This is a genomic window from Thioalkalivibrio sp. ALE25 (assembly GCF_000377285.1).
Classification (GTDB): domain Bacteria; phylum Pseudomonadota; class Gammaproteobacteria; order Ectothiorhodospirales; family Ectothiorhodospiraceae; genus Thioalkalivibrio.
This window is the reverse complement of the sequence record NZ_KB897930.1, coordinates 170,579-190,701: the sequence shown is the minus strand read 5'-3', so window position 1 is coordinate 190,701 and position 20,123 is coordinate 170,579. Positions and strand designations below refer to the sequence as shown.

Sequence of the window (20,123 nt, the reverse complement as noted above, 5' to 3'; positions counted from 1 at the left end):
TATTTTCATCGCTGGCACGGATCTCGCATTACCTTCGACCCCAGGATCTTTGCGAGCGAGACAGCCATGAACCGCGACGGGAACGCCCACAACCTGCGACTGGTATCCGCCAAGGGCAAGACCACCGGCGATGCCGGCACCCCCTTTGACGCCCTGGCGTTTGTCCAGTCGCTGTCATCCAGCCTGGAGCTGGGCACGGTCCTCGCCCGTCTGCAGGAACACCTGCATGCCCAGGTTCACCACAGCGGCTGGTTCTTCATCCTGCAGGAGAGCGACGAGACCTGGTCCGGCGGCGACGAGGATCGCCATCGCATCGAATACGGGATGAGCGCGAACGGCGAAACCATGGGCTCGCTGATCCTGATGCGCGGGCGCCGCTTCAGCGACGACGAACAACAACTGATCGAGGCCCTGCTGGGCCTGGCCGCTCCGGCGCTTGCCAATGCCCTGCGCTTCAAGCGCCTGAACGAGAACCTGGAGACCGACGAGCTGACCGGCCTGGGCAACCGCCGCGCATTCGAGAAACAGGGCGCCCGCTGGCTGGCCGACTGCCGCCGCCAGGGGCGGCCCATGTCGGTGCTGGCCATTGATCTCGATCACTTCAAGCAGATCAACGACGAATACGGCCACAGCGTGGGGGACGACATCCTGCGTCTGGTCGCGCAGACCCTGCGCAGCACCACCCGGGAATCCGACCTGTGCGTGCGCATGGGCGGCGAGGAGTTCCTGGCGGTCCTGCCCGGTGCCGACCTGAGCCGTGCGATGGAATGCGCCGAGCGCATCCGCCTGGCCATTGGCGCGCTGCGAACCGCCGCCACGGCAGGCGACCAGTCCACGCTCGAGAGCGATGGCGCGGTCAAGGTGACCGCCAGCATCGGCGTGGCCGGCATCGGGCCCAATACCACTCTGCAGTCGGCCTACCAAGCCGCCGACGAGGCCCTGTACGCCGCCAAGCAGGCCGGCCGCAACCGCGTACTGGCCGGCAACTGACATCCGCCCGCCGCGGGCGGGTCAATCCGGGTGGCCCTGACCCGAGCCGGGCTGGATGAAATCGACGCAGGTCAGGGGGGTCGACAACACCGCCCGGCGCAGGGCCTCGATGGCCTCCGGGCGCGGAAAACTGGCGCGCCAGGCCAGGGCCACCCGGCGGCTGGGGGCCGGATCCTCGAAACGCCGCACGGCCAGCAGGCGCTGGGCATAGCGATCCGCCCCCACCGCCGTACACGGCAGGATGGTGACCCCCATCCCCGAGGCCACCATGTGGCGAATCGTCTCCAGCGAGGAGCCCTCGAGATTGCGCGGCGTACTGCCGTCCGCGGTCACGGTCCGCTGGCAGTCGGGGCAGCGCTCCAGCACCTGATCGCGGAAGCAATGGCCCGCGCCCAGCATCAGCAGCGTGGCATCGGCCATATCCTCCAGACGCAGCGGATCCTTGTCCTTCAGTGGGTGCGCCGCCGGCAGCACGGCCATGAACGGCTCGTCGTACAGGGGCAGGGTGACCACCCCGGGCTCCTCGAACGGCAGCGAGATGATGATCGCGTCCAGCTCGCCCTGCTTGAGCCGTTCACGCAGCCGGCCGGTGTAGTTCTCCTCGATCACCAAGGGCATGTTCGGGGCACGTTCGCGCAGCGCCGGGATCAGCTCCGGCAGCAGGTAAGGCCCGATGGTGTAGATCGCCCCCAGCCGCAGGGGGCCGGACAGCTGGTCCTGGCTCTGCACCGCAACCGAACGCAACTGCTCCACCTCTGCCAGCACGCGCCGCGCCTGCGCGAGGACCTGTTCGCCCGCCGGCGTCACGGTGACCTCGCCGCGGCCGCGTTCGAACAGCGTGACCCCCAGCTCCTCCTCGAACTTGCGCACAGCGACCGACAGCGACGGCTGGCTGACGTGACAGGCCTCGGCCGCATGCCCGAAGTGCCGGGCATCCGCGACGGCCACCACATAACGCAGCTCGTTCAGCGTCACCCCGGACCACCCGCGCTCGGGTCGTCGCGCTCCGGCCCCTGAAACTCGCGACCACCATCCGGCCAGTCCAGGGTCACACGCTTCAGTTGCCGACCTTCCAGAGAGATCTCGCCGGGGTGGCGGCCCGCCCCGTCGGCGGAGAACTCGAAGCGATAGTGTCGTTGCAGGGCCAGGCCGCGCTCGCCCCACGTCAGGCGCTGACCGGTACGCACAACGGTCGCATCCAGCAGCTGGACCCCCGCCCGTTCACACGCCTGGCGTCCCACCCGGCGAGCCCGTTCGTTGGCCCGCCAGGTGTCATTCACGTAGAACGCGACCAGTGCCAGGGCGAGGATTATGATCAAGCCGGTCATGGACCGGTATGATAAGCACATTCGTAGCCGAGTTCGCCCGGGCCGACCGGGCCGCATCCGGCTCACTCACTCCGCAATCGGCGTTGCCAGGGCTGCATGACTGCCACCTCCATCCCCTTTTCCGATCTCGCCCGGGGTCTGCGCGCGATCGGACAGCAAGAACTCCTGCCGCGCTTCGAAGCCGGCATCGACGTGGACTACAAGGCCGACGGCAGTGTAATCACCGAGGCCGACCACGCGGTGGACGCCCGGGTGCGCGAGCTGCTGCGCCAGCACGGGCAGCGCGAACCGGTGTTGAGCGAGGAGCAGGCGCGCGCGGAACAGGCACAGGTCCTGGAGACCGCCCCGGCCTTCTGGCTGGTGGACCCGCTCGACGGCACCTCCAATTTCGCCGGCGGCATGCCCTTCTTCGCCATCTCCATCGCCCGCATTGCAGGCGACCGGGTCACCCACGGGGCGACCTACGACCCGGTTCGCGACGAACTGTTCACCGCGACCGAGGACACCGCGCTGGAGCTCAACGCCGCCACCCCGCCGGCGGCCCGGCGACCACCGGTCCCGGAGCTGAAACGCGCCATCGCCCTGGTCGACTACAAGCGGCTGGACGCCCCACTGGCGCGCGAACTGGCCAGCCATGCCCCGTTCCGGTCGCAACGCAACCTCGGGGCCTGCGCCCTGGAGTGGGCCTGGCTGGCGGCCGGGCGCGCCGATCTGTACCTGCATGGCGGACAGGCCCCCTGGGACAGCGCGGCCGGCGGACTGATGCTCGCCCGCGCGGGCGGGGCCATGTGCGACCTCGGGGGCCGCCCGGTGTTCGGTCGCTCCCTGGCCAAGCGTTCCGCGGTAGCGGCCCGCTCCTCCGCCCTGCTCGCCGACTGGCGGGCCTGGCTGGCCCCCTGGCTCGCACCACGCGAGGATGCCTCGTGATCGGGCGGCGCAAGCGCGGTGTCAGCGCCCGCCTGAATGTCGGCGGGGCCGACTTCACGCCCCGCTATCTGCCGATCGCATGGAAGATCGTGGCGGCCATCGCCGGGCTTACGCTGGCCGGGATCGTGACCCTGTCGGCCGTGGTGCTGAACCAGGTCAGCAATGTGCTGGACAACCAGATTCGCGCCCAGGCCGAGATCACGGTGGCGCCGGTCGCGCGCACTTCGGCCGAGTTGATGCTGGCGGAGGACTACCTGACCCTGGAGACCCTGCTGAACTCGCTGGTGGAGGAGGGGCGGGTCGAATCCATCGCCGCCTACGCGATCGATCGCGGCCAGGTCGCGCGTGCCGGAACCCCGCCGGAGCAGTCTCTCACCGACGGCGTGTGGCCCCTGGCGCCCACGGTGGAACCGTACCGCCGCGAGGTCCTCTTCCAGGATGTGCAGGTGGGCTACATCGAGGCCTATATCGACACCTCGCCCATGCAGGAACTCATCCGCAACACCCTGAATGCCGGGATTGCCACGGCCATCGGGGTCTTCCTGCTGAGCCTGCTGCTGGCGATCGACATCAGCAAGCGCCTGGTGCGGCCGCTGGAACGCCTGGCCGAGAGCATGCGCTCGCGCTTCCGGCCGATGGACGCCGAGGGCAACCCCCTGCCCATGGTGCGCCAGGACGAGATCGCCCAGCTGACCGATGCCTTCAACGACATGGCGCGCGACCTGCTGCGCAAGGACCAGGTCGAGGCCGCCCTGCGCCGCTACGTATCGGACGCCATCGCCCAGGACATCCTGGAGAACCTGGACCGGGTCGAGCTGGGCGGGCGCGCGGTGGAGGGCTCGGTCCTGTTTGCCGACATCCAGGGCTATACGGCGCTGTCAGAGCGCTGCAGCCCGGAGGCCCTGGGCCGGATGCTCAACGAATTCTTCGGCCCGATGTCGGAATGCATTGCCCGTCACGGAGGCACGGTGGACAAGTACATGGGCGACTGTACCATGGCGGTCTTCGGCCTCGGGACGGACGCCGGCAACCACCGTCTGACCGCTGTGCAAACCGGCCTGGCCCTGCTGGAAACCGTCGCCTCGATCAATGCCGAACGCGAACGCCGGGGCGAGACCCGGGTGGAATTCCGTATCGGCCTGAACGCCGGCGAGATGCTGGCCGGCAACATGGGGGCCGAGGACCGCATGCAGTTCACCGTAGTCGGCGACACCGTCAACCTGGCCGCCCGCCTGGTCACGGTCGCGCCCCCCGGCGGGCTGGTCACGACCGCCGCATTCATGGAGCACGAGCAGGTGAAGGGACACTTCCGCACCGAAGACTGGGGCACCCACGAGCTGCACGGCGTCAGCGAGGCCGTTCCGGTCACCCGGGTCCTGGACCGCGCATGACCACACGCGGCGGCCTCCTCCCGCTCGCGGGCATCCTGCTGGCGGTCCTGCTGGTCCAGGGCTGCGCGGCCCTGGACCCCTTCGCCCCGCCGGAGCAGCGCATCGAGCGCGCGCTGGAGGCCGGCGACTACCAGCGCGCCCTGGAGCTGATCGAGCAGCACGAGCCGGAACCGCAAGCGGAATGGACCGAGCGCCGTGAGGAAATCGAGCGCGCGGCCGAGACCGCCGCGGCCGCGGCCATGGACGAGGCGCGCGCCGCCTCGGCCGAGGGCGCCGTGGCCCGCGCCCTGGAGATCCTCGAGGACGCCGAGCAGAAGCTGCCGCCCGCCAGCGAACGGCGCCAGTACATCGAGCAACTCGAGCGCCAGCGGCAAGTCGGCCTGCAGACCCTGGAACAACGCCACGACATCCTCGAGGCCCGCGCCCTGGTCCAGCAGCTGCGCCTGCTGGAGGTGATGCGTCCGCTGGTGCGGCGCAGCGAACAGCTGCCGGACGATCCCGACCGCCTGGCCCAGCGCCGCGACCCCCTGGCCCGGTCGCTGGACGGCTACGCCGCGGATACCGAGGGCGAGGAACGCCTGGAGCTGCTGCGCCTGGCCCAGAACCTGGCACCCGCCTCGGAACGCGCGCGGCGCATCGCGGAACTGGAGCAGGAACTGCGCGAGGCCGAGGCCCCCGCGGTCGAGGACGAGGTCCCGCGCTCCACCATCAACGCACGCCTGCGCCAGGCCCTCGAGGCCGACGACCTGGCCACGGCCGCGCGCTGGTGCCGCAGCGAGATCACCCCCGATGCCGACGCCTCCGGCCCGGACCAGGCCGCGCAGCGGGCGCACCGCGTGCTGTGCGAGGAATGGCGCGAACGCCGCGACGCACGCGCCGAGGAACTGCTGGAAGCGGGGCGCGGGCACTACTCCGCCGGGCGCATCGAAGAGGCCCTGGAGCACTGGCAGGAAGGGCTCGACCTGGCCCCCGACCACGCCGGACTGATCACCGCCCACGAGCGCGCCCTGCGGGTAATCGAGCGCCTGGAGAGCCTGCGCGTGCCGGAACCCCTGCCCGCGACCGACGAGGCGACCCCGCCCGCCGACGTGCCGCAAGCCGAACCCGAGGCCCCCTGACCACCTCCCCGCAACGCCCCCTTCCGGCGCTGCGGGCCGCACGCATTCGCCGTAGAATACGCCCGCCCACCGGAGCAAGAGCCCGCCACGCATGAATCCCGCCGTCCAGGAACTGATCGCCGACGAACCCCACCGCGTCCTGCAGCTGGGCGACACCGAGGTCGTGGTGCTGGGGACCGCGCACGTCTCGCGCGCCAGCGCCGACAAGGTGCGCGCGCTGGTGGACACCGGCGCCTTCGACAGCGTCGCCATCGAGCTGTGCGAGAGCCGCCAGCGAGCCATGCTGGATCCCGATGCCATCGGCCGCATGGACCTGTTCAGCGTGATGCGCAAGGGCCAGGCCCCGATGATCGCCGCCAGCCTGGCGCTGGGCGCCTATCAACAACGCCTGGCCGACCAGTACGGCATCGAGCCGGGGGCCGAGATGCGCGCGGCGATGGACGGCGCCCTGGACCGCGGCCTGCCGCTGGCCCTGATCGACCGCGACATCGGCCTGACCCTGCGCCGCACCTACCGCGCCGTACGCTGGTGGGAGCGCATGGGGCTGATCGGCGGCCTGTTCGGCTCGGTGCTGTCGCGCGAGAAGATCGACGAATCGGAGATCGAGCGGCTCAAGGAAGGCGACATGCTGGAGTCCACCTTCAGCGAGTTTGCCGAGCAGTCCGAGGATCTCTACCGCACGCTGATCGAGGAGCGCGACCACTACATGGCCGCCCACCTGCGCCGGCTCGCGGCCAACCCGGACACCCGCCGCATCCTCGCGGTGGTCGGGGCCGGGCACCTGCCCGGGATTGCCGAACAGGCCGAGGATCACCTGACCCCGCCAGACGCGATCCTCGAGGCGCTCGACCAGGCCCCGCCCAAGGCGCGCTGGCCGAAGGTCATCCCGTGGGTGGTGATCGGGGTCATCCTGGCCGGCTTCGCCATCGGCTTCTCGCGCAACCCGGACATCGGGGTGCAGATGGTCACCGACTGGGTCCTGATCAATGGCGGCCTGGCGGCGATCGGCGCGATCGTAGCGCTGGCCCACCCACTGACCGTGCTCACCGCCGCCCTGGCCGCCCCGCTGACCTCGCTGAACCCCACCATCGGGGTGGGCTTTGTCGCGGCGGCGGCCGAGCTGTTCCTGCGCAAGCCCCGGGTCTCCGACTTCGCCAGCCTGCGCCAGGACACCACCACCCCGCGCGGCTGGTGGCGCAACCGCGTCTCGCGCGTGCTGCTGGTCTTCCTGCTGACCACCCTGGGCTCCGCCGCCGGCACCTACATCGGCGGCGCCCGCGTCTTCAGCCACCTCTTCGGCGGCTAGCAAGTCCCTTGGTGTCACCACGGAAAGAAGCGCATCACAGGAAGATGGGAAGTTTGGAAGGGGGCTAATTGGGGGGGCCTTCGTGGTACCCCAACGAACAACGGAGCCTCCAACGTGGGATCAGCCCCAAGCAACCATGAAACCTTCCGATCTTCCAGTCTTCCTGTAAACCGCCCTTGACCTTGTTCGTGGCGGCGTGGTGACTACAGGGTTAGTCGGGGATGCGCAGGACGAGTTTGCCGCGGCGGCCGCCGGCCTCGATGCGGCGGTGGGCCTCGGCCGCCTCGGCCAGGGGCAGGGTGTCCTCGACATTGACCTGCAACCGCCCGCTGGCCAGCCGGGCCAGGCCCTCGGCCACCAGGGTCCCCTGGTGCTTCAGGCGCCGGCGATCGTTCTCCAGCATCGGGGTCAGCATCAGTTCCAGGCTGATACTCGGGTTGCGCAACCGCGCGGGGTTCCAGTCGACATCCGCCGGGGGTGCCAGCAGGGTCACCAGGTCGCCGCCATAGGCCACCTGGGCCAGGCCCTCGCGGAAGGTCTCGCCCCCCACGGTATCCAGCACGACATCGAAGCCCTGGCCATCGGTGTACCGGCGAATGGCCTCCCCGGCGTCCGGCTTGCGCAGATCGGCGACATCCACGCCCAGGGCCGTGACAATGGCGGCGGCCTCGTCGCGCCGCACCAGCCCCAGCACCCGAGCGCCAGCCGCACGCGCGATCTGCACCGCCATCTGGCCCACGCCACCGGCCGCCGCATGCACCAGCACACTCTGTCCGCGCTGCAGATCGGCCCGCTCGAACAGGGCCTCCCACGCGGTCAGCCAGGTCAGCGGCAGGGCCGCGGCCTGGATATCGGACACCGCCGAGGGCACCGGGACCACCGCGGCCTCCGGCACCACCACCTGCTCGGCGTAGGTACCCGGATCGGCGCCGACCCCGCCAAAACAGAAGGCCACACGTTGCCCCGGCCGCGCGTGGTGTACCGCGCTGCCGCATTCCTCGACGATGCCGACGCCATCGCAACCGGGGGTGTTGCGGGGGGCGCCGGGGACGATCATGCCGCCGCCGCGCACCTTGGTATCCACCGGATTGACGCCGGCGGCCAGCATCCGGACACGGACCTGGTCGGGGGCCGTCAACGCCGGTTCCGCCACCTCGTCCAGGCGCAGGACCTCGGCGGTGCCGGGTTCGTCAAACACCACTGCTCGCATGGAACCTCCCAGACAAATTCGAATGGTTGTGCCCGCGCGCCGGGACGACCCGGTCCCGCGCTACAGGCCGATACCGATCCCGATGCCGAAGCGCACGCCGCCGGATGAACGCGGCGGGTCGGGCTCCGGCCACAGATGCACCGAGTGGGCATCCAGCACCGGGAAGACGTAGTCCAGTTCACCGATCCGCCCTTCCTCGACGCCGGTAACCGTGCCTACGCCCGTGATGCGGCGACCGGCGCGATAGTCCACCGGGTCGGCGAAACCGTCCACCCGCAGGCGGAAGCGCCCGGTGGTGGACTGCCGGGTCTGCGGCTCCTGGCGAGTCAGTGGGTAGCCAACCACCTCGACGAAGGTGGCCTCGGCGCGATTGTCCACCCGAGCGATCACGCCGCCCCAGACCTGCTCGTCGGCGGGCAGGCTGTCCGCCGTGACGGCCCGCGGTTCGACCTGCACGGACGGGTCGTCAGGCGCCTCCAGCGGGCCGGAGGCACAGGCGATCAGGAACAGGGGCAGCAGCAGGGCTGCCAGGGGAAACCGGAATCGGGACATACTCACCAGTACCACGGATGCGGGTGATAACGCCCGTAGACCCCGTAACGCGGGCCCCAGGGGCTGTAGAACGGATCGTAGAAGGGGTCGTAGAACGGGTCGCGATAATACCGCCCGGACGGCAGCGGCCGGCGTGGCCACAGGTACACCGCATCCGCCTGCAGGGTCACGAAGGTATAGGCGTAGTCACCGATACTGCCTTCCTCGGTGCCCTGGATTACGCCGCGTACGGTGACCTCGCGGCCCTCGGCGTAGACCTGGGGGTCCAGGAAGCCGCCGCTGACCGCGCGAAAGCGCCCCGGGGAGCGGTCAGCCTCCCGCGGGCGGCCCTGACGATCCAGCTCGCGGGCGACCACCTCCAGCCGGGTGCCGCCGTCGGTGTTCTCGATGGCCGCGATCACCCCGCCCCAGACCACGACCTCGCCCTTCACCGCCTCGGGGTCGGCGAGCACCTGCTCGCGATCCGGTGCCGCGGCCGGCAACGGGGCCAGCGACGCCGGCACCCCGGCGCAGCCCGCCAGCAGGAACAGCAGGACGGCCGCGAACCACATGCGCAGACCCGGGTTGATACAGGCGGACATCGACATAATGCTTCCGACCCCGGAGGCCGGCGCGGGTTCACGCCACGCTCTCACGCGCGCGGCTCCGCGTCGTGCGCCGGATCGCAGAGGTCCTGCACCGCCAGCACCTCGTGCTGGGCCTCCTCCACGGCGGAGAGCAGGACCTCGGGGGCCAGGTGCAGGGCCTCCCAGACCGCCGGGTCCACCGGTGGGGCGTCGGCCCAGTCGCGCGAGTCGATCTCGGCCAGATGAGCGCCGGTATTGGCCAGGTGCACCAGCATCACGGCGGTGCGGTGGCGCTCCGGCGCCTGCATGGGCTGATGATGACCGGCCAGGCAATCGACCAGCAGCTCCGGCAGTCCCCAGTGCTCGGCCAGGGCCCCGCCCAGCTCCGCGTGATCAAACCCCAGCTGGGCGCGTTCCGCGCCCTGCGGGCTGAGCCCATCACCGACATCCAGGCTGGAGAGGAAGGCCCGATGGGCCGATTCCGGCGACTGCGAGAACAGCAGCAGCTTGCCCAGGTCATGCAGCAGACCGGCCAGGAAGATCCCGCTGGCCTGGCGTGGCAGCACCCGCATCGCCAGCTGACGCGCGATCACCGCGCAGTAAGCGGAATGCCGCCAGAAGACTTCCAGCGGCAGGCGTTCCTGATCGGGGATGCTGGCCGTCGCGCGGGTGATCGCACTGGCCACCACCAGGCGCTGCAGGGCATCGCGCCCCAGCATCGCGATCGCGCGGTCCACCGAGTCGATGGTCCGCGCGGGGGCGTAGGCGGGGCTATTGGCGATACGCAGGACCAGGGCCACCAGGCCGGGGTCGCGGCTCAGGCTGTTCGCGATCTGGACCGCGGTCGCGTTGTCGTCCTCCAGAAGACGCGCGACCTCGAATACCACCTGCGGCATCGCCAGCAGCTTGTCGGCCGACTGGACCCGGGCCTCCAGGGAATCGTTGGCGGAACGCTCGGACATGGATGGATCCTCTTGCCGGAGCGAAGCGCCGATCGCTTCGCCCCACTCGTCCTGTTCCCGGGCCGGCGCGCTGACACGGCCCGGACGTCTCTACTGTAGCCGCTGTCCCGATCGTTGTAACCCGGCGGGGCAACGAACCATACTCGAGGGTCCGGGTCTATCGAGAGTCGATTCGACGATCAAGGAGGTGTTCGATGTTCGCCAAACCCGCTTTCGCGCCGCTCGCCGTCCTGCTGGCCGGACTCCTGCCCGGCCTCGCCTTCGCCGGCATCCAGACCGAAGAGGTCGCTTACGACCACGACGGTGACGAGATGACCGGCTACCTCGCCTACCCCGAAGGCGACGGCCCGCATCCGGCGGTCCTGGTCATCCACGAGTGGTGGGGCCACAACGACTACGCCCGCGACCGCGCCGAGCAACTCGCCCGCGAGGGCTACACGGCCTTCGCCCTGGACATGTACGGCAGCGGCAAGCTGGCCGACCACCCCTCCACCGCCGGTGAATTCGCCGGCGAGATCCGCGAGAACCGCGATCTGATGCTGGGCCGTTTCCAGGCCGCCTACGACTGGCTGCGCGCGCATGATGCGGCGGCCGATGCCGCACCCTCCGCGGTCGGCTACTGCTTCGGTGGCACTGTGGCCCTGGAGGCTGCACGCGCCGGGATGGACCTGAACATTGCGGCCAGCTTCCACGGCGGCCTGGGGACCGAGCACCCGGCCGAGGCCGGCAAGGTCACGGCGGAACTGCTCAGCTTCACCGGCACCGCGGATCCGATGATCCCGCCGGAACAGATCGCCGGCTTCCAGGACGAGATGCAGAATGCCGAGGCGCGCTACACTGTGGTGGAATTCTCCGGGGTGAAGCACAGCTTCACCAACCCCGGGGCCGACGCCATTGCCGAGGAATTCGGCATGCCGGTGGGCTATGACGCCCGCGCGGACCACGACTCCTGGAACCATCTGCTGGGCGTACTGCGCGACCGCCACCAGTAGGAAATGCCCCCGGCGGGCCCCGGGTCACCCGGGCCCGCCACCTCCCAACAACTCATCGAATCGCCGGGCCCTCCGGCGACGTCAGTATCCACGCAGGTAGATCGCCACACCCAGGGCGACCACAACCGCCAGCACTCCCACGAAGGCCACCCGGAACCAGCGCCGGCGCCCCAGGCGCTCGGAACGCCTGTGCGGCGGGTCTGACGCTGGCGCGCGCAGGCGGTCCTCCGGCTCCGCCTTGACCGACCCCTCGGGATCGGCCGGGCGCTCGGGCTCTGCGGCCGCCGTGGTGCTGTGTCCGGTCAGGGCGTGTTCCAGATCGCGGATACGGCCACGCAGCTCCTGATTGCGCTGCTGAGACTCGGCCAGTTCCTGTTCGCGCGCTACCAGGCGCTCGCCCAGATCCGCCGCCGAGTCCCCGGTGTCCGCGCAGCGCTGCTCCGCCTCCGCCTGGGCCTTCTCCGCGGCGGCCGCCCGCTCGCACTGCTGATTGCGCTCGCGGCGCAGGCGATCGGCCTCGGCTCGCGCGTCCTGCAGCTCTTTCTGCACCGCGTCGCGCTGGCGCTCCAGCTCGACCAGGTCATGATCCAGGCGAACGTTCTCGCCCTCCAGTTCGCGCACCCGGCTGCGCAGTTGCTCGGTCGCCTCGCTGGCCGCCGCGGGTGCCCCGGCCTCCTCGGCCTCCAGCTCCTCGACCCGCGCGCGCAGCGTGGCCAGTTCGGCCTCGCGGGCCTCGGCCTGCTCGCCGGCGGCCGCGGCCTCCTCGTCGCGCGCCCGCGCCTCGGCCAGCGCCGTCTCGGTCTCCTCCAGCCGGGCCTGCAGGGTCTCGATCTCGCGCTCGCGTTCCTCGGCGCGCTGGAAGGCCGCCGTGGATTCATCGCGAGCCTCGCCCAGGGCATTGCGCAGGCGCTCCAGTTCCTTCTGCGCCTCGCGCTCGTTGGCGGACTGCTGGCGCAGCATCAGCTCGCGACGCAGGCGCTCGACCTCTTCGCGCAGCGCCGCGGCCTCGGCGGTATCGACTTCCGCGCCGGCGCTCGCGGGCTCCGGCTCCGGGGGCGGCGGCAGCAGTTCGGCCACCACCTCGCGCACACGGGTCGGCACGAACGGCTTCATCAGGACGGCGCTGGCGCCCAGCGAACGCCATTCGTCGCTGGCGGCCTCGTCGCTCTCCTGGCCGGTCACGATCGCCACCGGGAGATCGGCAGGGACATTCTCGATGCCATCGCGCACACGGAGCAGCAAATCCTGGCCGTCGATCCCCGGCATCGAGAGATCGGTCAGGACCAGGCCGATATCCGGATACTGCTGCAGCAGCTCCAGGGCCTGCTCGCCATCGGCGGCCTCGTAGACCGTGTGCTGGCCCTGCAGGATGCGCTGCAACGCGACCCGGATGACCTTGGAGTCATCCACCACGAGAATCGCGGCGCGTTTCGGATCCGGCGTCTGCTCGTTCATTCCTTCCCCCTGACTGACATCCGCCCGTCCAGTGACGGCGCGGCCTCGATCATGGCCGACGGACCGCGACCGATGCTCCCTGTACCAGCAAGACTAAGGGGCGCGGCCTCCGGATGCCAGTGGCAGCCAACGGGCAACCGGAACGCGTTCACGTTTTGTCCGCGCGGGCTACACTGGCTTGGACTTCCACTTGACCGAGTAGAGATCCCGGCGGCGGTCGCGCAGGTTGCGCACCGAGCCGTGGTTGCGCAGCTCCTTCAGGTTATCGAGGTCGAGGTCCACGATCAGCGTCATCTCGGTATTCGGAGTCGCCTCCGCCGCCACCGCGTCATGCGGGAAGGCGAAGTCGGACGGGGTGAAGACGGCGGCCTGGGAATATTGCATGTCCATGTTCTCGACCTTGGGCAGGTTGCCCACCGAGCCGGACATCACCACGTAGCACTCGTTCTCGATGGCGCGTGCCTGGGCACAGCGCCGCACCCGAAGGTAGGCGTTCTTGGTGTCGGTCCAGTAGGGGACGAACAGGATCTGCAGGCCATGATCGGCCATCACCCGGGGCAGTTCGGGGAATTCCACGTCGTAGCAGATCAGGATGCCGATCTTGCCGAAGTCGGTGTCGAAGACATGCACCTCGTCCCCGCCCTGCAGCCCCCAGTAGGAGACCTCGTCGGGGGTCACGTGGACCTTGTACTGACGATCCCAGGTACCGTCGCGGCGGCACAGGTAGGAGACATTGCGCAGCACGTCCTCGGTGTATTCGGGCATCGAGCCGGCCACGATGTTGATGTTGTAGGCCAGCGCCAGGCGCACCATCTCCTCGCGCACCGCCTCGGTGTATTCGGCCAGGCGGCGCACGGCCTCGGCCGGGTAGTCCTGGTTGAACGCCCCCATCAGCGGGCCGTTGAAGAATTCCGGGAACAGCACGCAATCCGCGCGGTAGCCGGAGACCGCATCCACGAAGTACTCCACCTGCTGGAACAGGGCATCGAGATCCACCGTCGGGCGCATCTGCCACTGGACCACGCCGATGCGCACGTCCGAGCGGCTGCCGCCGATCAGCTTCTCCTTCTCCTCGTAGTAGATGTTAAGCCACTCGATCAGGGTGGCGTAGGCCCCGGACTTCTCGTCGTCCGGCAGGTAGTTGGTGATGATCTTGCGGACGTGGAAGTCGTTCGCCAGCTGAAAGGTCAGGATCGGATCGGTGATCTCGTGGTTCTTCACCCGGCGCACGTACTGCTGCGGGGTCAGCTCGTCGCGGTACTGCTCGTAGCCGGGGATGCGCCCGCCGGCGACGATCGCCCGCAGGTTCAGCTTCTCGCACAGCTCCTTGCGCGCATCGTACAGCCGCCGCCCCAGGCGCAGCCCGCGATAGTCCGGATGCACGAAGATATCCACGCCGTAGAGGGTGTCGCCGTCCGGGTCATGGGTGGTCAGGAAGCCGTTGCCAGTGATCTGCCAGTAGTTGTGGTGATCGCCGAAGCGCTTGTATTCGACGATCAGGCTGATCGCCGCGGCCACCACCTTGCCGTTGTCCTCGATGCAGATCTGGCCCTCGGGAAAACGCTTCACCTGGGAGCGGAACTGCGCCTCGCTCCAGGCGCCGTCCAGGTCGTGATAGACCCGCTCCATGATCTCGCGGATGTCCTCGTAGTCCTCGATCCGGGTCGGCCGCAGGGTCAGGTGGTGCTGGGGATTGGATTCGTTGTCCGCGTCGGTCGTCACGCTCGGGGCTCCGGGGATTGAGAAGGAAACGCAGGATGCACGGTGCACCGGCCGGGATCAAAAGATCCAGGCCAGCATCAGCCAGAAGAAGACGAAGAACAGGAAAAAGCCGGGGATCATGAACTGCAGTTCCCCGATGAGGCCCTCGCCGGCGGCCAGGGCAAACACGATCGAGATAAGGACCGACACGATGGCCGCGACCAGCGCGGCGTTCTTCAGGCCCATGCCGTCGTCGAAGGTCATCGCCACCCAGTCCGACAGCCCCGGCAGGGAGACCGCCGCCGCCAGCACCAGCAGGGCCACCAGCAACGCGACCAGCGCCGATGTGCCCAACAGGATGCGCAGCGCCAGGCGGCTGTCGGAGCGATCGCTCCGGCTCATGCCAGGGCCTCGCGGCGACCGCGCACGTACTCGCGCACGCGATTGGGGTCGGGGATGCCGGTGACCCGGAACTCCGGGTTGTCGCCAGTGGTGTACACCGCGATGCGGCCCACCCGGAAGATGCGGTCGAAAAAGCTCTGGTCCACCTTCACCGTGCGGATCTGGCCGATATCCAGATCCACATGCGACTTCGACAACAGACCGCGCTCGAGATGCACCTGGTCGGCATCGATGCGCAGCCGTACCGAGCGGGTCTGCAGGTACCACCAAAGCAGGATCAGCAAGCCAAGCCCGAAGGCCGGGATCAGGACCAGGCTGAGGATGAAACCGAACGGGTGATTGCGGAACATCGCCGGTCGGGCGTCGATCGCGGGTTCATGGGCGGACATGCACGAACTCCGGTTGCGGGCGGACCCGAACAGTTTGGCGCGGCCACCCAGACAAAGCGAGCCCCGCACCGGGGATTCCCTGATGCGGGGCTCGCAGTTTGCCGGACCCGCCCGCTCGCACGGGTCGGTCCGGAGACGGGACCGGGGCGTTACGCGGTCCGGGCCTCGCGCTCGGCCTTGGCTTCCGCCTTGGCCTCGTCGCTGTCGTCATAGCCAATGTTCGGCGCGAGCCAGCGCTCGGCCTCCTCGAACGACATACCCTTGCGCTTCGCGTAGTCCTCGACCTGGTCGCGGTTGACCTTGCCGAGACCGAAGTAGCGCGACTCCGGATGTGCGAAGTACCAGCCGGACACGGCCGAGACCGGCAGCATGGCGTAGCTCTCGGTGAGCGTCATGCCAGCGTTCTCTTCCGGCTGCAGGAGCTCCCACAGGGTGGACTTCTCGGTGTGCTCCGGGCACGCCGGGTAACCCGGGGCCGGGCGGATACCCTGGTACTTCTCCTCGATCAGGTCCTCGTTTTCGAGCGACTCGTCCGGGACATAGCCCCAGAATTCGCGGCGCACATGCTGATGCATGCACTCGGCGAAGGCTTCGGCCAGGCGGTCCGCCAGGCTCTTCACGAGGATCGAGTGGTAGTCGTCGTTGGCCTTCTCGAATTCCGCGGCCTTGGCGTCGACATCGCCACCGGCACTGACCGCGAAGGCCCCGATGTAGTCGGGACCGCCGGCCTCCTTCGGCATCACGAAATCGGCCAGCGAGTGGCTCGGCTGACCCCGGCGCTTCTCGGTCTGCTGACGCAGGTGATGCAGCTTCTTCAGCACCTTGGAGCGATTCTCGTCGGTATAGACCTCGATATCGTCATCATTGACGGTGTTCGCCGGGAAGAAGCCCACCACGCCCCGCAGGGTGACCCACTTCTCGTCGATCATGCGCTGCAGCATCTCCTGGGCGTCCTTGAACAGCTTGCGCGCCTCTTCACCCACCTTCTCGTCATCCAGGATGCGCGGGTAGGCCGCGTGCAGCTGCCAGGAGTGGAAGAACGGCGTCCAGTCGATGTACTCGGCGACCTCGTTCAGATCGTAGTCGTCGAAGCGCAGCAGCACGGAGCCGTCGCCATGCGGGTGCAGCACGGTCGGCTCGCCCGGCAGCTTGTCGGTCTCCAGCGCCTTCGGCTTGGTCGGGGTATAGCTTGACCAGTCGATCTGCGGCTTGTTGGCGCGCGCCTTCTCCAGCGTGACCCACTGGGTCTTTTTCTTGCGCCCGGCGTTCTGCACGCGCAGCTTTTCGTACTCCTCGCGGATCTCGGCGGCGTACTTCTCGCGCAGTTCGGGGCTGATCAGGCTCTGGGCCACACCCACCGCACGCGAGGCGTCCTTCACCCAGACCACGGGACCGGAGTAGTTCGGCTCGATCTTGACCGCGGTGTGGGCGCGCGAGGTGGTCGCGCCCCCGATCATCAGCGGGGTCTTCATGCCTTCGCGCTCGAGATCGGCGGCGAAGTTGGCCATCTCCTCCAGCGAGGGGGTTATCAGGCCGGACAGGCCGATGACGTCGACATCGTGCTCCTTGGCGGCCTTCAGGATCTCGGCGCCCGGCTGCATCACGCCGATGTCGATGACCTCGAAGTTGTTGCACTGCAGCACGACGCCGACGATGTTCTTGCCGATGTCGTGGACGTCGCCCTTCACCGTGGCCATCAGGATCTTGCCGTTGTTCTCGGTGCCGGTCTTCTCGGCCTCGATGTACGGGATCAGATGGGCCACGGCCTTCTTCATCACGCGGGCGGACTTGACCACCTGCGGCAGGAACATCTTGCCCTCGCCGAACAGGTCGCCGACCACGTTCATGCCGTCCATCAGCGGACCCTCGATCACCTGGATCGGGCGGTCATAGGCCTGGCGCGCCTCTTCGGTGTCCTCGACCACGTAGGTGTCGATGCCCTTGACCAGGGAGTGCTCGAGGCGCTTGGTGACTTCCCATTCACGCCACTCGAGGTTCTCCTCCTTCTTGCCGCCGCCCTGGCCCTTGTACTCCTCGGACAGGTCAAGCAGTCGCTCGGTCGCGTCATCGCGACGGTTCAGGACCACATCCTCGACCGCTTCCTTCAGCTTCTCGTCGATGTCGTCGTAGACCGCGAGCTGGCCGGCGTTGACGATGCCCATGTCCATGCCCGCCTTGATGGCGTGGTACAGGAACACCGCGTGGATCGCCTCGCGCACCGGTTCGTTGCCGCGGAAGGAGAACGACACGTTGGACACGCCGCCGGAGACCAGCGCGTGCGGCAGGTCGTTCTTGATGCGGCGGGTGGCCTCGATGAAGTCCACGCCGTAGTTGTTGTGCTCTTCGATACCGGTCGCGACCGCGAAGATGTTCGGGTCGAAGATGATGTCTTCGGCCGGAAAACCGACCTTCTCGGTCAGCAGCTTGTAGGCGCGGGTGCAGATCTCGACACGGCGGTCCTCGTTGTCGGCCTGGCCGTCCTCGTCGAAGGCCATGACCACGATCGCGGCGCCGTAGCGGCGGCACAGCTGGGCCTGCTTGATGAAATTCTCCTCGCCCTCCTTCATGGAGATCGAGTTGACCACCGGCTTGCCCTGCACGCACTTCAGGCCGGCCTCGATGATCTCGAACTTGGAGGAGTCGATCATCACCGGCACGCGGGCGATGTCCGGCTCGCCGGCCAGCAGGTTAAGGAAGCGGACCATCGCGTCCTGCGACTCCAGCATCCCCTCGTCCATGTTGATGTCGATGATCTGGGCGCCGCCCTCGACCTGGTTCAGCGCGACTTCCAGCGCGACGTCGAATTCCTCGTTCTGGATCAGACGCAGGAACTTGCGCGAGCCGGTCACGTTGGTGCGCTCGCCGACGTTCACGAACAGCGAGTCGTCGGTGATGTTGCACGGCTCGAGGCCGGACAGGCGGCAGGCCGGGGCGATCTCCGGCACCTTGCGCGGCGGATGCTTCTCCACCGCCTCGCGCATCGCGCGGATGTGCTCCGGCAGCGTGCCGCAGCAGCCGCCGATGATGTTCAGCATGCCCTGTTCGGCCCACGGACCGACGTCCGCGGCCATCTGCTCCGGGGACTCGTCGTAGTCGCCAAACTCGTTCGGCAGACCGGCGTTGGGGTGCGCGGAGACGTGGGTGTCGGCGATACGCGACAGCTCTTCCACGTACTGGCGCATTTCCTTCGCGCCCAGCGCGCAGTTCAGGCCGATGGAGACCGGGTTCGCGTGACGCACCGAGTTCCAGAAGGCCTCGGTGGTCTGGCCGGACAGGGTGCGGCCGGAGGCATCGGTGATCGTCCCGGAGATCATGATCGGGAGGTCCTTGCCGAGCTCGTCTTCCAGCGTCTTCACCGCGAAGATCGCGGCCTTGGCGTTCAGGGTGTCGAACACCGTCTCGATCAGCAGCAGGTCCACGCCGCCCTCGACCAGGGCCTCGGCGGCCTCCTTGTAGGCCTCGACCAGGGTGTCGAAATCGACGTTGCGCGCGCCCGGGTCGTTCACGTCCGGCGAGATCGACGCGGTGCGGTTGGTCGGGCCGAGGATACCGGCGACAAAGCGCGGCTTGTCCGGGGTCTTCTCGGTCCAGGCATCGGCGGCCTTGCGCGCGAGCTTCGCGGATTCGCGGTTCAGCTCGGGGACCAGGTCCTCCATGTGGTAGTCTGCCATCGCGATGCGGGTACCGTTGAAGGTGTTGGCCTCGATGATGTCGGCACCGGCCTCGAGATAGTCGTTGTGGATCTGCTCGATGATGTCCGGACGGGTCAGCGACAGCAGGTCGTTGTTGCCCTTCAGGTCGGACTCCCAGTCCTTGAAGCGCTCGCCGCGGTAGTCGGCCTCCTCCAGCTTGTACAGCTGGATGGTAGTTCCCATACCGCCGTCCAGGATCAGGATGCGCTCTTTCAGCGCCTTCTCGATATCTTTACGTGTTGCCGTCATGTGCCGTACACCATTGGTTTCGAATGGGATAAGTGTACACGCCGGGGTTCCATCCCGGTCGTGGAGCCCACCCTTCCGGCAGGCTCTTTCGTATCTCGTGGCGGTCTGGGATGCCCCTGTTTGCGCCCGTGCACGGAGATGTCACGATAGCGCCATGCAGGAACATCCAATCCGCTGGTTCATCACTGCCCCGCAGGCCTGCCCCTATCTGGACGACCGCGAGATGCAGAGCCTCCTGGTCGACCCCGCGGTCAGCCTGGGCGGTGCCCGCTTCGGCCAGCTACTGGCCGAGGGCTTTCGCCGCAGCGGTCAGTTTGTCTACCGGCATCACTGCCCCGAATGCGCCGCCTGCGTGCCGGTACGCATTCCGGTCGCGAGCTTTCGCCCGAATCGCAGCCAGCGCCGTTGCCTGGACCGCAATCAGGATCTCGCGGTGGCGATCCGGCGCCCGCCGGAGCAGCCGGGCACCGGGCCCGCCGCCGATCTCGACGAGCACATGCCGTTGTTCTCGCGCTACCAGACCGCCCGCCACGCGGGCGGGGGCATGGAGCAGATGGGGCGCGAGGAATACACGGGCATGCTGGCCCACCATAACGGCCCGGTGGATCTGATCGAATTCCGCCAGGCCGGCACGCTGGTCGCGGTAGCCGTCACCGACCGCACCCCGCAGGGGCTGTCGGCGATGTACAGCTTCTTCGATCCGGATCAGCCGCGCCGCGGCCTGGGCACCCTCGCGATCCTGACCCAGGTGGCGCATGCGCACCGCCTCGGTCTGCCCCATGTCTACCTCGGCTACTGGATCGACCAGGCGCCGAAGATGGAATACAAGACCCGCTTCCAGCCGCTCGAAGGCCGCATGGACGGGGTCTGGAGGCGACTGCCCGCCTGACGGC

18 protein-coding genes are annotated in these 20,123 nt (G+C 68.5%); 7 read left to right on the top strand and 11 right to left on the bottom strand.

Annotated features, from left to right (window positions below):
* Positions 1–66: 66 nt before the first annotated feature.
* Positions 67–990 carry a GGDEF domain-containing protein gene (locus tag C996_RS0106965; protein ID WP_018866734.1) on the top strand — a complete coding sequence of 308 codons (924 nt, stop codon included), beginning with the start codon at positions 67–69 and terminating at the stop codon, positions 988–990.
* A gap of 21 nt (positions 991–1,011) precedes the next feature.
* Here C996_RS0106965 and C996_RS0106960 read toward each other — a convergent pair whose 3' ends face one another.
* Entirely contained in the window at positions 1,012–1,965 is a 954-nt protein-coding gene (locus tag C996_RS0106960) for a hydrogen peroxide-inducible genes activator (protein WP_018866733.1), read from the bottom strand.
* Positions 1,962–2,318 (bottom strand): DUF3301 domain-containing protein, encoded by a 357-nt coding sequence (locus C996_RS0106955; protein ID WP_018866732.1) that lies wholly within the window; start codon positions 2,316–2,318, stop codon positions 1,962–1,964. Before C996_RS0106955 ends, C996_RS0106960 begins: the two co-directional genes overlap by 4 nt.
* A gap of 96 nt (positions 2,319–2,414) precedes the next feature.
* Here C996_RS0106955 and C996_RS0106950 point away from each other — a divergent pair, with 96 nt between their 5' ends.
* From C996_RS0106950 to C996_RS0106935, 4 genes are all read left to right on the top strand, one after another.
* A complete protein-coding gene (locus tag C996_RS0106950; RefSeq protein WP_018866731.1) occupies positions 2,415–3,245 on the top strand; it encodes an inositol monophosphatase family protein in 831 nt (276 codons plus the stop codon).
* Positions 3,242–4,636, top strand: a complete 1,395-nt coding sequence (locus C996_RS0106945; RefSeq protein WP_018866730.1) for an adenylate/guanylate cyclase domain-containing protein — start codon at positions 3,242–3,244, stop codon at positions 4,634–4,636. The genes C996_RS0106950 and C996_RS0106945 overlap by 4 nt, the downstream gene beginning before the upstream one ends.
* A complete protein-coding gene (locus C996_RS0106940) occupies positions 4,633–5,754 on the top strand; it encodes a hypothetical protein (RefSeq protein WP_018866729.1) in 1,122 nt (373 codons plus the stop codon). Before C996_RS0106945 ends, C996_RS0106940 begins: the two co-directional genes overlap by 4 nt.
* Before the next feature lie 91 nt (positions 5,755–5,845).
* The gene (locus C996_RS0106935) at positions 5,846–7,060 is read left to right on the top strand and encodes a TraB/GumN family protein (protein WP_018866728.1); all 1,215 of its coding nucleotides are present in this window, start codon (positions 5,846–5,848) and stop codon (positions 7,058–7,060) included.
* A 211-nt stretch (positions 7,061–7,271) separates the two neighbouring features.
* On the opposite strand, the gene C996_RS0106930 is transcribed toward C996_RS0106935, so the two are convergent.
* Genes C996_RS0106930 through C996_RS0106915 form a run of 4 tightly spaced genes read right to left on the bottom strand, consistent with a single transcriptional unit; the run spans position 7,272 to position 10,350 of the window.
* On the bottom strand, positions 7,272–8,270 hold the full coding sequence (locus C996_RS0106930) for a zinc-binding dehydrogenase (protein ID WP_026279230.1): 999 nt from the start codon (positions 8,268–8,270) through the stop codon (positions 7,272–7,274).
* Between the two features lie 60 nt (positions 8,271–8,330).
* Entirely contained in the window at positions 8,331–8,822 is a 492-nt protein-coding gene (locus tag C996_RS0106925; protein ID WP_018866726.1) for a Slp family lipoprotein, read from the bottom strand.
* A 2-nt stretch (positions 8,823–8,824) separates the two neighbouring features.
* Complete coding sequence (locus C996_RS0106920) at positions 8,825–9,409, bottom strand: Slp family lipoprotein (RefSeq protein WP_018866725.1); 585 nt, start codon at positions 9,407–9,409, stop codon at positions 8,825–8,827.
* 44 nt (positions 9,410–9,453) lie between these two features.
* Entirely contained in the window at positions 9,454–10,350 is an 897-nt protein-coding gene (locus tag C996_RS0106915; protein ID WP_018866724.1) for an HDOD domain-containing protein, read from the bottom strand.
* A 194-nt stretch (positions 10,351–10,544) separates the two neighbouring features.
* Here C996_RS0106915 and C996_RS0106910 point away from each other — a divergent pair, with 194 nt between their 5' ends.
* Positions 10,545–11,342, top strand: a complete 798-nt coding sequence (locus C996_RS0106910) for a dienelactone hydrolase family protein (RefSeq protein ID WP_018866723.1) — start codon at positions 10,545–10,547, stop codon at positions 11,340–11,342.
* Between the two features lie 81 nt (positions 11,343–11,423).
* On the opposite strand, the gene C996_RS0106905 is transcribed toward C996_RS0106910, so the two are convergent.
* The 5 genes from C996_RS0106905 to metH all read right to left on the bottom strand — a co-directional run bounded on the left by C996_RS0106905 (position 11,424) and on the right by metH (position 19,230).
* Positions 11,424–12,797 (bottom strand): response regulator, encoded by a 1,374-nt coding sequence (locus C996_RS0106905; protein WP_018866722.1) that lies wholly within the window; start codon positions 12,795–12,797, stop codon positions 11,424–11,426.
* 168 nt (positions 12,798–12,965) lie between these two features.
* Positions 12,966–14,519, bottom strand: coding sequence for a bifunctional GNAT family N-acetyltransferase/carbon-nitrogen hydrolase family protein (locus C996_RS0106900; RefSeq protein ID WP_018866721.1), 1,554 nt, complete (start codon positions 14,517–14,519; stop codon positions 12,966–12,968).
* A gap of 57 nt (positions 14,520–14,576) precedes the next feature.
* Complete coding sequence (locus C996_RS0106895; RefSeq protein ID WP_018866720.1) at positions 14,577–14,900, bottom strand: hypothetical protein; 324 nt, start codon at positions 14,898–14,900, stop codon at positions 14,577–14,579.
* Positions 14,897–15,289: a PH domain-containing protein gene (locus C996_RS0106890; RefSeq protein ID WP_018866719.1), complete on the bottom strand. Its 393-nt coding sequence runs from the start codon at positions 15,287–15,289 to the stop codon at positions 14,897–14,899. Before C996_RS0106890 ends, C996_RS0106895 begins: the two co-directional genes overlap by 4 nt.
* 149 nt (positions 15,290–15,438) lie before the next feature.
* The gene (gene metH, locus C996_RS0106885) at positions 15,439–19,230 is read right to left on the bottom strand and encodes a methionine synthase (protein ID WP_018866718.1); all 3,792 of its coding nucleotides are present in this window, start codon (positions 19,228–19,230) and stop codon (positions 15,439–15,441) included.
* A 154-nt stretch (positions 19,231–19,384) separates the two neighbouring features.
* On the opposite strand from metH, the gene C996_RS0106880 reads away from it, so the two are divergent.
* Positions 19,385–20,119 carry an arginyltransferase gene (locus C996_RS0106880; RefSeq protein ID WP_018866717.1) on the top strand — a complete coding sequence of 245 codons (735 nt, stop codon included), beginning with the start codon at positions 19,385–19,387 and terminating at the stop codon, positions 20,117–20,119.
* The last annotated feature ends 4 nt before the right edge of the window (positions 20,120–20,123 follow it).